The 14,082-nt window shown below is 61.3% G+C and carries 14 protein-coding genes; 6 read left to right on the top strand and 8 right to left on the bottom strand.

Annotation, left to right across the window (positions count from 1 at the left end; all coding sequences use genetic code 11):
• Window positions 1-5: 5 nt before the first annotated feature.
• The 4 genes from PI739_RS11095 to PI739_RS11080 all read right to left on the bottom strand — a co-directional run bounded on the left by PI739_RS11095 (window position 6) and on the right by PI739_RS11080 (window position 4,485).
• A complete protein-coding gene (locus tag PI739_RS11095; RefSeq protein WP_054080863.1) occupies window positions 6-1,199 on the bottom strand; it encodes an acyl-CoA dehydrogenase family protein in 1,194 nt (397 codons plus the stop codon).
• Window positions 1,200-1,220: 21 nt separating this feature from the next.
• Window positions 1,221-2,210: an ABC transporter substrate-binding protein gene (locus tag PI739_RS11090; protein WP_054080864.1), complete on the bottom strand. Its 990-nt coding sequence runs from the start codon at window positions 2,208-2,210 to the stop codon at window positions 1,221-1,223.
• An 86-nt stretch (window positions 2,211-2,296) separates the two neighbouring features.
• The gene (locus tag PI739_RS11085) at window positions 2,297-3,880 is read right to left on the bottom strand and encodes a rhodanese homology domain-containing protein (RefSeq protein ID WP_271351817.1); all 1,584 of its coding nucleotides are present in this window, start codon (window positions 3,878-3,880) and stop codon (window positions 2,297-2,299) included.
• Window positions 3,877-4,485 carry a cysteine dioxygenase family protein gene (locus PI739_RS11080; RefSeq protein ID WP_054080866.1) on the bottom strand — a complete coding sequence of 203 codons (609 nt, stop codon included), beginning with the start codon at window positions 4,483-4,485 and terminating at the stop codon, window positions 3,877-3,879. The genes PI739_RS11085 and PI739_RS11080 overlap by 4 nt, the downstream gene beginning before the upstream one ends.
• A gap of 207 nt (window positions 4,486-4,692) precedes the next feature.
• Between PI739_RS11080 and PI739_RS11075 the strand changes: the two genes are divergently transcribed.
• Window positions 4,693-5,598, top strand: a complete 906-nt coding sequence (locus PI739_RS11075) for a LysR family transcriptional regulator (RefSeq protein WP_003434494.1) — start codon at window positions 4,693-4,695, stop codon at window positions 5,596-5,598.
• A 65-nt stretch (window positions 5,599-5,663) separates the two neighbouring features.
• On the opposite strand, the gene PI739_RS11070 is transcribed toward PI739_RS11075, so the two are convergent.
• The gene (locus tag PI739_RS11070) at window positions 5,664-6,752 is read right to left on the bottom strand and encodes an LLM class flavin-dependent oxidoreductase (RefSeq protein ID WP_003434496.1); all 1,089 of its coding nucleotides are present in this window, start codon (window positions 6,750-6,752) and stop codon (window positions 5,664-5,666) included.
• A 257-nt stretch (window positions 6,753-7,009) separates the two neighbouring features.
• Here PI739_RS11070 and PI739_RS11065 point away from each other — a divergent pair, with 257 nt between their 5' ends.
• The 4 genes from PI739_RS11065 to PI739_RS11050 all read left to right on the top strand — a co-directional run bounded on the left by PI739_RS11065 (window position 7,010) and on the right by PI739_RS11050 (window position 9,964).
• Window positions 7,010-7,867, top strand: a complete 858-nt coding sequence (locus tag PI739_RS11065) for an ABC transporter permease (protein ID WP_003434499.1) — start codon at window positions 7,010-7,012, stop codon at window positions 7,865-7,867.
• Between the two features lie 4 nt (window positions 7,868-7,871).
• Window positions 7,872-8,696, top strand: coding sequence for an ABC transporter ATP-binding protein (locus PI739_RS11060; protein ID WP_054080867.1), 825 nt, complete (start codon window positions 7,872-7,874; stop codon window positions 8,694-8,696).
• A 51-nt stretch (window positions 8,697-8,747) separates the two neighbouring features.
• The gene (locus PI739_RS11055) at window positions 8,748-9,050 is read left to right on the top strand and encodes an Rdx family protein (RefSeq protein WP_003369824.1); all 303 of its coding nucleotides are present in this window, start codon (window positions 8,748-8,750) and stop codon (window positions 9,048-9,050) included.
• A 92-nt stretch (window positions 9,051-9,142) separates the two neighbouring features.
• Complete coding sequence (locus PI739_RS11050; protein ID WP_003342638.1) at window positions 9,143-9,964, top strand: UDP-2,3-diacylglucosamine diphosphatase; 822 nt, start codon at window positions 9,143-9,145, stop codon at window positions 9,962-9,964.
• A 10-nt stretch (window positions 9,965-9,974) separates the two neighbouring features.
• Here the strand turns inward: PI739_RS11050 and PI739_RS11045 are convergent, their stop codons facing one another.
• Together PI739_RS11045 and PI739_RS11040 are read right to left on the bottom strand one after the other, a co-directional pair.
• A complete protein-coding gene (locus PI739_RS11045; protein WP_003393857.1) occupies window positions 9,975-10,286 on the bottom strand; it encodes an Mpo1-like protein in 312 nt (103 codons plus the stop codon).
• A gap of 191 nt (window positions 10,287-10,477) precedes the next feature.
• Complete coding sequence (locus PI739_RS11040) at window positions 10,478-11,932, bottom strand: TrkH family potassium uptake protein (protein ID WP_003369828.1); 1,455 nt, start codon at window positions 11,930-11,932, stop codon at window positions 10,478-10,480.
• Window positions 11,933-12,105: 173 nt separating this feature from the next.
• On the opposite strand from PI739_RS11040, the gene PI739_RS11035 reads away from it, so the two are divergent.
• The gene (locus tag PI739_RS11035) at window positions 12,106-12,666 is read left to right on the top strand and encodes a nitroreductase family protein (protein ID WP_054080868.1); all 561 of its coding nucleotides are present in this window, start codon (window positions 12,106-12,108) and stop codon (window positions 12,664-12,666) included.
• On the opposite strand, the gene PI739_RS11030 is transcribed toward PI739_RS11035, so the two are convergent.
• On the bottom strand, window positions 12,667-14,016 hold the full coding sequence (locus PI739_RS11030; protein WP_003369832.1) for a sensor histidine kinase: 1,350 nt from the start codon (window positions 14,014-14,016) through the stop codon (window positions 12,667-12,669).
• Between the last annotated feature and the right edge of the window lie 66 nt (window positions 14,017-14,082).

The following is a 14,082-nucleotide window of genomic DNA, read 5'->3' as shown; positions in this document are numbered from 1 at the left end:
GGGGGTTAATGGTCTTTGCTGCGCGCCGCAAAGGCCGCCCTGCCCACGCCCGTCAGTACTGCGTCGTTCTGGGGGGTGTGCACCCGACCGCACAAGACGTTGCGGTAGTGGCGCTGCAACGGGTTGCTGCGTGACAGTCCCGGATTCCCCGAAGCCTCGATGGCCAGCTCTACCGCGCGGATGGCGTTGCCGGTCACCAGGTATTTGATCTGCCCGGCGTGCTGGGCAGGTGTGTGCCCATGGGCAGCCGATTGCAACAGGCTGCGATTGGCGAACAGCAGGGTATCGATCTGCCCGACGGTTTCCTGAAAGCGCGGCAAGGTCGACAGCGACGCGCCGAGGTTGGAGGGCGTGCGCTGTTCCAGCCAGTGCACCAGCCAGTCGCGGGCGGATTGAGCGATGCCGTCGTAGACCGACGACAGCAGCACCGACATCCACAGCAGGCCCGATCCATCCAGTTCGGATTGTGGGGCGCTCCACGGGCTGACGCTGACGGCGTGATCAAGTGGCACCAGCACGTTGTCGAATCTGACTTCGTGGCTGCTGGTGGCGCGCATGCCCAGATGATCCCAGTCCTCAATGATGGTGATGCCCGGCGTGTCCTTGTGGACCAGCCAGCTGCCCACCAGCGGGTCATCGTCATCGCTGCGCGCCCACACGGCAAACCAGGTCAGACCGTGGCTGCCGGTGGAGTAGATCTTGCTGCCGCTGATGCGCCAGCCTTGAGCGGTGCGGCGCGCGATGGTGCCTGGCAGGCCACCCCGCGCGGGCGTTCCCAGATCGGGCTCGACGCGCAGAGCGTTGATCAACGCGCCCTCGCGCACGGCTTGTTCGGCCACTTGCACGCGCAGATGGCTTGGCCAGTTGCGGTTCTCCTGCAGCCTTGAATGCTGCAGGTATTGCATGACCAGAATCAGCGCCGTCGACGGCTCTCCCCTGGCCACCGCACTGATCACCTGTTGAGCACGGGGCAAGTCGGCACCGCCGCCGCCCAGTTCGGTCGGAACGGTCAGGCCAAGCAGGCCGTGAGCGTGCAGCAACTGGAAGTTGGCATGGGGAAATTGCGCGCTGATGTCGTATTGCTCGGCGGTTTCGGCCAGTGCTGCGGTCAGTTCCGCCAGCCGTTTGCTGAAGTCCTCGTCGGACTCGGGCGCGTTATGCAACTGGCGCTGGATAGGGCGCAGGGGCGAGAGTGTCATGCGGTGTCCTTGTCGCAGCGTTTATGGGGCGGTGGCCTGCGCGATCTGCGCGCGCGATGCGTTGAAGCTTTTGTCGAAGCCTGTCGAAACGTCGATCCGTTTGCTCAGGATGCCTTCAGCCAGGTAAGTGTCGGCCGTGTTTTGCAGGCCCTGGACAATCTGATCGTCAATCGGCGTACGTTGCATTTTCGTCGCCTTGGCTACCGCCAGATGCACCGCCAGGGGCAGGCCGGTGACTTTCGCCTGGGCCGCTGCGTACTCCTCGGGATGGGCGTTGGACCAATTGAAGGCGCGTTCCACACGCGCAACGAAATCGTCCAGTTGCGCGCGCTTGCCTTCGATGGCCTTGCTGGTTGCGGCAAGGTAGAGGTGGTTGCTCAGCAGCTCGCTGCCGCTGACCAGCACCCGCGCGTCGCTTTGCGTGATGGAGATCGTGGTGTACGGGTCCCAGGTCGCCCAGGCGTCCGCATCGCCACTGTCCAGCAGCAGACGCGATTCACTGGGTAGCAGATTGATGAAAGTGACGTCACTGGTTTTCAGCCCGGCCTCATGCAGGGCGCGGATCGCCAGATAATGGCCGATGGAACCGCGTCCGGTAACGATGCGCTTGCCCTTGAGGTCGGCAACGGTCTTGATCGGCGAGTCCTTGGGCACCAGCACAGCGGTGGTGAAGCGGCCCCGGGCATGGGTGATGCTGACCACTTTCAGGGGGGCACCCGCGCCCAGAGCGAATACATAAGGCGCATCACCCAGCGCACCGATATCCACCGCGCCCGCATTCAGTGCCTCTCCCAGCGGGGCTGCCGAGGGGAATTCGGAAAACTGGATCTCGTAAGGCACGTCTTTGAGCTCTCCGGAGACCTGCAGCAGGATTTTCAGCAGCGACTTCTGATTGGCGACCAGCAGCGGCGCCTGCTCGGCAGCCAGCACCTGCTGACCTGCCAGCAGGCTGAGCAGTGCGCCCAGCAGCAGGCTTTTAAAGGGGCGGGCGGATTTGAAAAAAGGCAGCATCGAGGTGTTTCTCCATTGAGTTGATTGGTCGTCCAGACACCCATCGTTCCTCACGCAGAGCATTGGCACGATGGTCGTTTGTCCGCTCAAATCACATAAAACCCGTGTGTGCCGTCACGTCCCAGCTGCTCCACCAGGCCGAATTCCCAGTCCAGATACGCCTGCATGGCTTCGCGCGGTGCGTCGGTGCCTTCGTACGGGCGGCGGTAGCGATCGATGCGTGGCGAGGCCAGTCGGCTTTCGCCGTGTTCCAGCGGCAGACCGGCCTTGATCCAGCTGGCGGTGCCGCCTTCGAGCAGAAACACCGGCTTGTCGGTCAACGCTTCGAGGTCGGCTACGGCAAAGCGCGCCAGACGGCTGCTGCCGCAGGTCAGAACATAACGGTCAGCGGGTGGCAGCTTGCCCAGCGCCTGTTTGAGGTCGGCGCGCAAGGTCCACCAGGCACCGGGAATGTGCTGTTTGACATAGTTGGCGCTGGCGGTGAAATCCAGCACCGCCACGTTGACCTGTGTCTGCCAGTGGGCGAGGGTCTCGACGCTGATCGCCTCCACCTGCGGTGGCGTCGGGAAGGGCGCGTCCCAGTCGCCCTGTTCGCTGAAGTCTGCTGCATCCAGGTCATCGAGCACCGACACGTCCCAACCCAATTGCGCCAGCCAGGACGCCGACATGTTGGCGCGTACGCCGTCGTCGTCCAGTAGAGCGATTCGCGCACCGCGGACGCTGGCGAAATGATCGGTTTCCTGCACCAATTGCCCGCCCGGTGTAGAGCGCGCGCCTGGCAGATGGCCTTTGGCAAACTCTTCCGGGGTGCGGACATCGAACAGGTAAGTGGTACGTGACGCATCGGCTTGCCAGTTTTGCAGATCAGCACGGCTGGCACGTTTGACGCTGGCGCGATCGGCCACTTTGCGTGCATCGGCACTGGCGGTTTCGCGGGTCTCTTCACTGACTGCCGCAAAGCGCCGGTTCTGGCCATGGTCCAGCGTCTGACCGGCCAAAAGCCAGCCAATCGTGCCATTGCGCAGCGCGTTGATCGGGTTGGGCAGGCCCGCGTTGACCAGTGACTGGGTGCCGATGATGCTGCGCGTGCGACCGGCACAATTGACGATGATTCGAGTAGTGGGATCCGGTGCCAGCTCACGTGCCCGCAGCACCAGTTCGGCACCCGGTACGCTGATGCCGCCAGGAATGCTCATGGTCTGGTATTCGTCATAGCGCCGGGCATCGAGCACCACCACGTCGGCATTGCTGTCGAGCAGGCGCTTGACCTCTTCTGCGGCCAGCGACGGGGTGGCGCGGTGATGCTCCACCAGCTCGCCAAACGCCTTGCTCGGCACATTCACGTCGATGAACAGTTCGCCGCCAGCCGTGCGCCAGCCCTGCAGGCCGCCGTCGAGCAGCTTCATGTTGCTGTAGCCCAGTGTCTGCAGGCGTTGCAGGGCGACCTGCGCCAAGCCTTCGCCATCGTCGTACAGGGTCACGGCAGTGTCGCGTCGCGGAATGCGGGAGAAAACCTCCAGCTCCAGCTTCGACAGCGGGATGTTCACGGCAAACAGTGGATGAGCCTGGGCAAAGGGGGCCTCTTCGCGGACATCTACCAAGGCCAGCTCCTGGCGGTCCAGCAAGGCCTGGCGAATATCGGCGAATGATCGGGTGGCAGATGTGGTCATGGGGTCGGGCTCCCTGTTGGCTGATCCTGATGGGCAGTGACTACGGCGTTCGAATAGCCGGAAATGAACAGTTTTTCGGTGCCGTCGAGGTCATAGACCGCACGCTTTACGGTGCCGATATCGGCGCCGTAAACGTGGATGCTGATCGACACCTGATCGCTGAAGGCGTTGCTGACTTGATGAACATCGTTGCTGTGCGGTGACAGCGCCTCGACCTGGCCCGGTTGCAGGCGAATCGCCGGGCCGCTGGTTTCCAGGCGTCCTTGCGCGTTGCGAAGGTAACCCTGGGAATCTTCCGCGCCGCGCAACATGCCGATCAGCCCCCATACGCGATGGTCGTGAATCGGCGTGCGTTGCCCTGGCCCCCAGACGAAACTGACTACCGAAAAGCGCTGCTGTGGATCGACATGCAGCAAAAATTGCTGGTAGCGATTGGCATCGGGTACGGCGAACTCTTCTGCCAGCCAGTCATCGTGGCTGACCAGTTGCGCCAGCAGCTTGCCGCCGCGGCGCAACAGATCGCCTTCGTGCGGTTCGCTGCCAAGCAGTTCGGTGAGTGCATCGATAAAGGCCCCGAGTCGTTCCGGGTGTCGGTTCTGAGTCATGTCCATTTCCAGATCAAGGTCGGGCAATGGTTTGATGTAAGCATAATATGGATATTTAATATGCTATTTTTTAATGATTAGGTTATAACGAAAACGTCTTTTACTTCTTTGTGGTAATCCGCGAAATCTACGCTCGGGCTATCCATGAGCGCCTGCTGGTACTATGCTTTTTGCCTATGTTTAATCTCTTCTTTATGTGCGGTCCGAATGAAGATTGATGATATCGATGCGTTCGTTGCAGTCATCCGCTGCCAGTCGATCAGCCACGCCGCTGAATCGCTGGACCTGACCCAGCCCGCCATCACGCGCCGGGTGCAGAATTTCGAGCAAGCCCTCGGGGTCGAGCTGTTCGACCGCAATACCAAGCCGCTCAAGCCGACTCCGATGGGTCTTCAGGTGTACCAGAAGTGCCTGGCGATTCTGCGCGAGATGGATTCGTTGCGCGAGCTGGTGGCCAGTGACACGCCGCCCAGCGGTCTACTGCGTCTGGGCGTGCCACAAACCATCGGTGACGTGGTGCTGCTCGATGCGCTCAAGCAGTTGCGTGGGGAATTTCCCGATCTGCGTGCCCAGGTCAGCACCGGTTGGGGCAGCCACCTGATCGGCAAGATCGAAAACGGCGAGCTGGATGCGGCGGCTGCACTGTTTCCGGCAGGCAAGATATTTCCGGACAACATCATTGGTCAGTCGATTGGCAAGATGGAGCTGGTGGTGGTCTGCGCCAAGGGCCTGGTGCCGAAAAAGCCCGGCAAGCTGGCAGACTGTTATGAGCAGGGCTGGGTGCTGAATCCGGACGGTTGCGGCTTTCGTGCAGGTTTGCAGCGCACGCTGACCGATCAGGGCCTGAGCATGAAGGTCAATCTGGAAACCTTCGGCACCGAGCTGCAACTGGGGCTGGTGGCCGATGGCATGGGACTTGGCCTGGTGCCCAGGCCGTTGCTGGAACGAAGCGCGCACCGCGAGCAGTTGGTGGCGTTGCCGCTCAAGGACTTCAAGCCGGTGATGGACTTGTGGCTGTTCTACCCGCGCTTCCTGGGTAACCTGCAAGCGCCGGTCGAAGCCTTTGGCGCACTGGTGGCCCGGTCGCTCAAGCCTGTCTCGGCCGCCGCCTGAACACCGCAACGCGGGCAGGCGGTCTGGCGCTGGGCGTCAGACCGGCCCGCAGGGTATGGGTTGAATCAGGCGACCTGTTCACGAGCCTGCTGTTCACGCTGCGCCACCAATGCGCGAGTCAGCGGGATCAGCTTCTTGCCGTAGTCGATGGCATCTTCCAATGGATCGAAGCCGCGAATCAGGAAAGTGGTAATGCCCAGGTCGTAGTAATCCAGCAGCGCTTCAGCGACCTGTTCCGGGGTACCGACCAGCGAGGTCGAATTGCCCTGGGCGCCGAGCAGGCCGGCAATGCCTGTCCACAGGCGCTTGTCCAGGCGCGATCCTTGTGCTGCGGCGGCCAGCAGACGGCGTGATCCTTCATTCGGTGGTTCGCGACGTACGAAGCCGTTGCGGTCTGCCAGGGCCTTGGCCTTTTCCAGAATGCTGTCGGCGCGTGCCCAGGCCTGTTCCTCGGTCTCGGCCAGAATCGGACGCAATGACAGGCTGAAACGAATGGTCCGCCCATGTCTGGCGGCTTCGGCGCGAACCTGTTTCACCACGTCACGCACCTGTTCGTATGTCTCGCCCCACAATGCATAAACATCGGCGTGTTTACCGGCCACAGCAATTGCCGCTGCCGAGGAACCGCCGAAGTACAGAGGGATATGTGGCTGCTGCGGGGATTTGACCAGTGAGTGCGCACCCTCGAACTGATAGTAGGTGCCGTTATGATCGAACGGCTTGTCGCTGGTCCATTCCTGACGCACCACGCTGAGGTACTCGTCGCTGCGTGCGTAGCGTTCGTCCTTGCCGATGTGGCTGCCGTCGGCACGCAGTTCCTTGTCGTCACCGCCGGTGATGATATGCACGGCAGTGCGCCCGCCATTGAACACGTCCAGCGTCGCGAACTGCCGTGCCGCCACTGTAGGGGCGATGAAGCCCGGGCGATGGGCGACCAGAAACTTCAGTCTGGTGGTGACGCTGGCGGCATGCGCTGCGACCAGCGTGCTGTCCGGGCTGTTGGAGTGGTAGGCGATCAGTGCGCGATCAAAACCGGCATCTTCATGAGCCTTGGCCACGGTCTTCACGTAGTCGGGCTGGATGGTCGCGCCGCTGCGCGGGTGGATTTCAGAACCGGGTTGCGTGGCGATATAGCCAATGAATTCGATGCTCATGAAAACTCCTGCCAATGGTTGAGGTCCGTTCGACCTTGTCGAGAGGCACCATAAAGGCAAGGAGCAGACGCTGTGAAATTCGATTTCGGTCTAAGTTAATTATAAAAAATATGCATTATCGTATCGGTTGGTGATCAAATATTTTAATTATTAGCTTAGTTCTAAATCGAATTTCACGCGGCGTTCTTATGCTCATAATATGGCCTTCATAATGCATCGGGTGCGCCTTGCCCGATTTGTCCAGGAAGGATGTACCCATGTCTGACACAACACTCATCCCCGCGGAACCCGGTTTTCTGGTGGTCAATAAACCCGCACAGGGCCGCGCCTCGCAACCGGGTCGCCCGCGCTGGCAAGTGCCGGGCTCTGTCTTGCGCCTACTCAGCCCGCTGGCGCTGTTGCTGCTCTGGGAACTGGCCTCACACACCGGGCTGCTGCCAGTCCGCGTGATTGCCGCGCCGTCGCAGATCGGCGGTACGCTCTGGTCGATGATCGTCTCGGGCGAACTGGCTCACCACTTGTGGGTTTCATTGCAACGGGCGCTGTTGGGCTTGAGCATCGGCGTCAGTATTGGCGTGGTGGCTGCGCTTGTGACCGGGCTTTCCCGACGCGGCGAAATCGTTCTCGACTCGCCCATGCAGATGATGCGCACCATTCCCTCGCTGGCACTGGTGCCACTGTTCATCCTCTGGTTCGGCATTGGCGAGTTCACCAAAGTGGCGCTGATCGTCATGGGCACCACCTTTCCGGTGTACCTGAACCTGTTCTCCGGCATCCGCAATATCGACCCGAAACTGATTGAGGCTGCCAACACGCTCGGGCTGAGCCGCCGCGAGCTGATCTGGCACGTCATCCTGCCCGGCTCGTTGCCTGCGTTTTTTGTCGGGCTGCGTTATTCACTGGGGATTTCGTGGCTGGCCCTGGTCTTTGTCGAGCAAATCAACACCACCGCTGGCATCGGTTATCTGGCCAGCGATGCGCGGGACTTCATGCGCACTGATGTAATCGTTATCTGTCTGTTGATCTACAGCGTCCTTGGCCTGGTGATCGACGGCATCATTCGTACGCTGGAGCGCTATGCGCTGGCCTGGCGGCCGACCTTCGTGAGGCATTGAAAACATGGCGACTCTCGATTTGCGCAACACTTCAACTGTCGCGCCCGAGGCAGGGCAGGCACCTGTGCAACTGCGCAGCGTGGTGCGTCAGTTTGGCCGGCAACGGGTCATCGACGGGCTGAATCTGGACATTGCTCCAGGTGAATTTGTCGCCTTGCTCGGCGCCAGTGGCTCTGGCAAGACCACCTTGCTGCGCACCCTGGCCGGGCTGGACGAGATCGACAGTGGCGAACTGCGTGTGCCGGTGGCGCGGGCGGCGGTGTTTCAGGAGCCGCGCCTGATGCCGTGGAAAAGCGCCTGGAAAAACGTGGTTCTCGGCCTGCGCATCAACGATGCCAAGGCTCGGGCCGAAGCGGCCTTGACCGAAGTTGGCCTGGCGCATCGGCTGAATGCCTTTCCGGCCACCTTGTCCGGTGGCGAAGCGCAGCGTGTGGCGCTGGCGCGGGGGCTGGTCCGTGAGCCAAAACTGTTGCTGCTCGACGAGCCTTTCGCTGCACTCGATGCCCTGACGCGCATTCGCATGCATCAGCTGATCATCGACCTCTGGCGCAAGCACACCCCGGCGGTGCTGTTGGTGACGCACGATGTCGATGAGGCGATCCTGCTCGCGGACCGTGTCATCGTGCTGGCCGATGGCAGGATTGCCGATGACATTCGCGTCGACCTGCCGCGCCAGCGTGACAGCGGGCAGGCCGGGTTCCAGCTGATTCGCAGCCGCTTGCTGGGCTTGCTGGGCGTCAAGGTGCACGCGGCTGCCGATACTGCTCCGCAAGCGCCGGAACAGGACGTGACCCTCAGTGCGCTGCGTCGCTTCGCCAACGCTCGTTGATTCGGCGCACGCTGCGTATCATGGTCGTCTGAATTTCCGAAGGGGACGCCCATGTCTGCCGAAAAACCTGAAGTCATCATCACTTATTGCATTCAATGCCAATGGCTATTGCGCGCTGCCTGGCTGGCCCAGGAACTGCTGAGCACGTTCAGCGACGATCTGGGTAAAGTCTCGCTGCAGCCAGGCACCGGCGGCGTGTTCCACATTACCTGCGACGGCGTACAACTCTGGGAACGCAAGGCCGATGGTGGCTTTCCCGAAGCCAAAGTGCTCAAGCAGCGGCTGCGTGACCAGATCGACCCGGCCCGCGATCTGGGCCACAACGACCGCCATACTCCGGAAAGTGCTCAGTAATACAGGCGACTGTCACGACATCGCCACGCACGTGTCACATTCGGTTAACCGGCATGCTCCACTCTTCTGGAAACCCTGCCGGAGGTCGTCACATGACCAGTGCTCAGCTCGCCACACCCAGCCGCAAACAACGCGTGCGCACCTTGTGGATTTCCGACGTTCACCTGGGCACGCGCGATTGCCAGGCCGAGCACCTCTCCGCGTTTCTCAAGCGCTATCAGGCTGACAAGGTGTATCTGGTCGGCGACATCATCGATGGCTGGAAACTGCGCGGCGGCATGTACTGGCCACAAGCACACACCAACGTGATTCGCCGCTTGCTGACCATGAGCAAGCGCGGCACTGAAGTCATTTACGTCACCGGCAATCACGATGAATTCCTGCGCCGCTACTCCAAGCTGGTGCTGGGCAACATCCAACTGGTCGACGAAGTCGAACACGTGACGGCCGATGGACGTCGCTTTCTGGTCATTCACGGCGACCAGTTCGACGTGATCACCCGTTACCATCGCTGGCTGGCCTTTCTGGGCGACTCGGCCTATGAATTCACCCTGACCCTCAACCGCTGGCTCAACCACTGGCGCGCCAAGTACGGCTATGGCTACTGGTCGCTGTCGGCGTACCTCAAGCACAAGGTCAAGAGTGCGGTGAATTTCATCAGCGATTTCGAGGAAGCCATCGCCCATGAATGCGTGAAGCGCGGGCTGGACGGGGTGGTCTGCGGGCACATCCACCATGCGGAAATCCGTCAGGTGGGCGGCGTGGAATACCTCAACTGCGGCGACTGGGTCGAATCCTGTACCGCCCTGATCGAACACCTGGACGGCAACATCGAACTGTTCCGTCTGGCGGATGCGCATTTGAAGGCGCAACAGGTTGCTGTCGAGGAACCCGCCAGCGAAACGCTTGCCTGAAGCAAGCGGCCTAGAACGGCACCTTGCCCAGGAGCATGTCGCGGTACATCACGAAGTCGCCGAGCAGGCTGTAAAACGGATGCTTGAACGTGGCCGGACGATTCTTCTCGAAAAAGAAATGCCCGGCCCAGGCAAAGCCGTAACCCGCGACCGGCAACAGCCACAACAACCCCCACCGGCCGCTGCCCACACCAAACGCCAGCAGGAAAATCACCAGCGATGTACCGACAAAATGCAGACGCCGACTGGTAGCGCTGCTGTGCTCGGCAAGATAGAAAGGATAGAACTCGGCAAAGCTCGAAAAACGCCTGATGGTATCCACGGTGCCTGTCCTCGTGTGGGTTCTTATTGTTATACACAAATTTAGCCGGCTGTCGTGCCGGTGTGGAGTATTCGAGTCCTGCTCATGTTTACGACTATCGTGCCAATGCTCCGCGTGGGAACGATAAATCAAATGCCGTCTTCGCGAATAAGCGAAGCGTCGCTCGGTCCGCTCCGACACCCAGCCAGACCTCAATGCCGCCAGAATGCCGGTACACAGAGCACCAGCACAGTAATGATTTCCAGACGGCCAAGCAGCATGCCGCCGGACAGAATCCATTTGGCCGCATCCGGCAGGGTAGAGAAATTGCCCGCTGGCCCGATGACCTCACCCAGCCCTGGCCCTACACCCGATACCGTACTGGCAGCGCCGGTCAGCGCCGTCATCCAGTCCAGCCCGAGCAGCGACAGCATCAGCGCGATCAGACAGATAGTGATCGTAAAGAAAAACGAAAAGGTCAGGATCGAGCGCACGATCTCATCGTCCAGTCGATGGCCATTGTATTTCTGCTTCATCACCGCGCGCGGATGGATCAGTTGATTGAGGTTGGTCTTGAGCAGAATGTAGGCCACCTGAAAACGGAAGATCTTCACGCCGCCCGCTGTCGAGCCGGAACAGCCGCCGATAAAGCCCAGATAAAAGAACAGCATCAGCGAGAAATTGCCCCACAGGCTGTAGTCACCCAGTGCAAAACCCGTCGTCGTCACCACCGAGGTCACGTTCAGCGCGACATGGCGCAGCGCCTCGGTCCACGGCAGGTCCGTGGTGTTGGCGTACCAGACCGTCATGACCAGCCAGGTGATCAACAGCAGCCCGATCAGCCCCTGAACCTGCTCATCCTTGATCAACGCCTTGCGATTGCCGCGCAGGGTGGCGACATACAGGGTAAAGGGCAGACTGCCGAGGATCATCACCACGATCGCCACCCAGTGCACCGCCGGTTGCGGCCATTTGGCCAGCGACTGGTCGGACGTGGAGAAGCCGCCGGTGGAAATCGCCGACATCGCATGGTTGATCGCGTCGAACAGACTCATGCCCGCCGCCCAGAAGGCCAGGCTGCCCAGCGCGGTAAAGCCGACGTAGGCGAGCACGATGAACTTGGCCACCATGTGCGAGCGGGGCATGACCTTTTCCGAGCGATCCGAGGACTCGGTCTGGAACAGACGCATGCCGCCGATGCGCAGCAAGGGCAGAATCGCCACGGCCATACCGATGAAGCCGATGCCGCCCAGCCAGTGCAGCATCGAACGCCAGATCAGAATGCCCGGTGACATGCTGTCCAGGTTGCTGAGTACTGTCGAACCGGTGGCAGTAATGCCCGACATGCTTTCAAAAAACGAGTCGGTGTAACTGATGTGCTGGGTCAGCAGAAAGGGCAGGGCGGCGAAAATGCACACCACGATCCAGCTGGAGACGGTCAGCATGTACATGTCCCGCGGGCGCAACTGAACGTTGTCGGGGCGTCCGGGCACCACCAGCGCCAGGCCGGCGATAAAGGTAATGGCGCTGGCCCACAGGAATTCGCGCAGGTCCTCGAAACGGTCGTAGATGACCAGCGTGGCCATGGGCACGATCATGGCGACAGCCAGGGTGATCAGGAAGATGCCGATAATGAAACCGATGATACGCAAGGTCGGCAACGACATGACAGGCTCTGGCTGGTGTGAGGAAAGGCGCCATTCTACCTGCGCTTGAGGGCATGTAAACCGGCGCCGCCGAGGACCGGCTGCGAGCGCAGAGGTAACGAATTGTCCGTCGCACTCGTTATTGACGCTAAACAGGCTCTAGAATGCTCGATCACTTTTCAAGGAGACAGTCCATGCAGGCGCTCGACGTTTTGCTCAATCGTGTATCGGTTCCACGACTGGTCGACCCGGCCCCGGACGCTGCGCAGCGGGAAATCCTGTTCGGTGCTGCATTGCGCGCGCCGGACCATGGACAGCTCAAGCCGTATCGTTTTCTGACGGTCGAAGGCGCGGCCCGTGACCGCATGGGCGAGATGCTGGCGCAGGCGCTGCAGGAGAGTGGCGCTGAAGTTACCCCGCAGGCGCTGGAAAAGGCCCGTCTTGGCCCATTGCGTGCACCCTTGGTGGTGGTCGTGATCGCGCGCTTGCAGGACCACTTCAAAGTCCCGCACTCGGAACAGCGGATCACCGCCGGATGCGCCGCACATGGCGTGTTGCTGGCAGCGTATGCACTGGGTGTCGGTGCGGTCTGGAGGACTGGCGAGCTGTCCTATGCGCCGCAGGTGGCCAAGGGCTTCGGCCTTGAAGCCGGCGAAGAAGTGCTCGGCTTTCTGTACCTGGGCACCCCGCTGAACCCGCCGCGCGAAGCGCCAAAAGTCGATGTGGGCGGGTTTGTCAGCGAGTGGCAGGGCTGATCAGACAGACGATAAACTGAGCGGCTCTCTGGGCAGATCCAGCGTGGCGATAAACCCGCCTTCCGGGTGATTGCCCAGCATCAGGGTGCCGCCATGTCGCTCCGCTGCGCGTTTGGCGATCGCCAGCCCCAGGCCGTGACCGGGCGTGGTCTGGCCGGGGGCGCGGTAAAACGGCTCGCCCAGTTGTGCCAGATGTTCGTCGGCAACCCCCGGACCATGATCGCGGACGCTCAGACGGACGTGATCGCCGACCTGAGTTGCCTGCAGATCGATGCGCTGACCGGAGGGGTTGAAGCGCAGCGCGTTGCGCAGCAGGTTGTCCAGCGCACGTTCGATCATGTCCGGCCAGCCTTTGAACTGCAGGTTGTCCTGCACCTCGACGCGAATGTTCTGGTCGATACCGTCCAGTTGGGTGTCGTTCTTCAGGCGCTGCAGCAGCGCTTCGAGGTCGACAGGCTCAGGGCCGCGAAGCTCGGCGTCGAGGCGCGCCAGGGCCAGGATCTCGCTGATCAGCGCCTCCAGCCGGTCACACTCACGGCCCAACCGTGGCCAGAGCTTTTCACGCTCGGCAGGCTCCGCACGTTCAGCCAGCGCCAGGGCGATGCGCAATCGGGCCAGCGGTGAGCGCAATTCATGAGACACATCGCGCAGCAACTGACGCTGACTGCCAATCAGGCTTTGCAGGCGCGCGCCCATGCGGTTGAAGTCCTTGGCCAGCACGCCGAACTCGTCACGCCGGTTGGCCAGTTGTCCGAGGCTGTGCTGTTGATAGCTGGTTTGCCCCAGGTCGTGTACTGCACCGCGCAGGCGACTCAGCGGTCGGGTAATCGACAGCGTCACGAACAGGCTGAACAGGGTCAGCACCACCAGCGCAATGCCCAGCGCGCTCAGCGGCCACATCAGACTCTGACGGTGCCATTCGTCGAGCTCCGGGTGCGGAACGCGGTAGATGAACAGGTAGGTTTCGCCGGTCTTAGGGCTGCTGTATTCGGTGGCCAGACGGCGCCAGGGCAGTTTGCGCCCCTGATCGTCGTCTTCCCGCTGCCGCGCTTCCAGAGCTGCGGCGCGCGGCGGGAAGGTGCCACGCACCATCGGCTCGCCGCTGTCGCTGAGCACTTGTGTGTCGATACGATTGCGACGTTTGATGTCCTGAAGAAATTCCTGAGCGTTATCCGCGCCCTTGTCCTCGAAGCGTTGCGTCCACTGTTCGGGTAACGAGTTGAGCACCGGGTGACGACTGAGGATCCACGCATCCTGATTGAGCATGTGCCCCATGAGCACCGACAGGCCGCCTACCAGAGCGATGGCCAGCCAGAAGCTGGCCAGGATTCGCCAGAACAATGAACGCACGGGATTTCCTCGGTCTCAGTAAAAAAGCCCGGCATGCGCGTGCATGCCGGGTTGTGTTCAGCTCAT

The sequence above is a fragment of the Pseudomonas cerasi genome (genome assembly GCF_027983475.1).
Lineage (GTDB): Bacteria > Pseudomonadota > Gammaproteobacteria > Pseudomonadales > Pseudomonadaceae > Aquipseudomonas > Aquipseudomonas cerasi.
The sequence above is the reverse complement of the archived record's forward strand: the minus strand, read 5'-3'. Positions and strand labels throughout refer to the sequence as shown.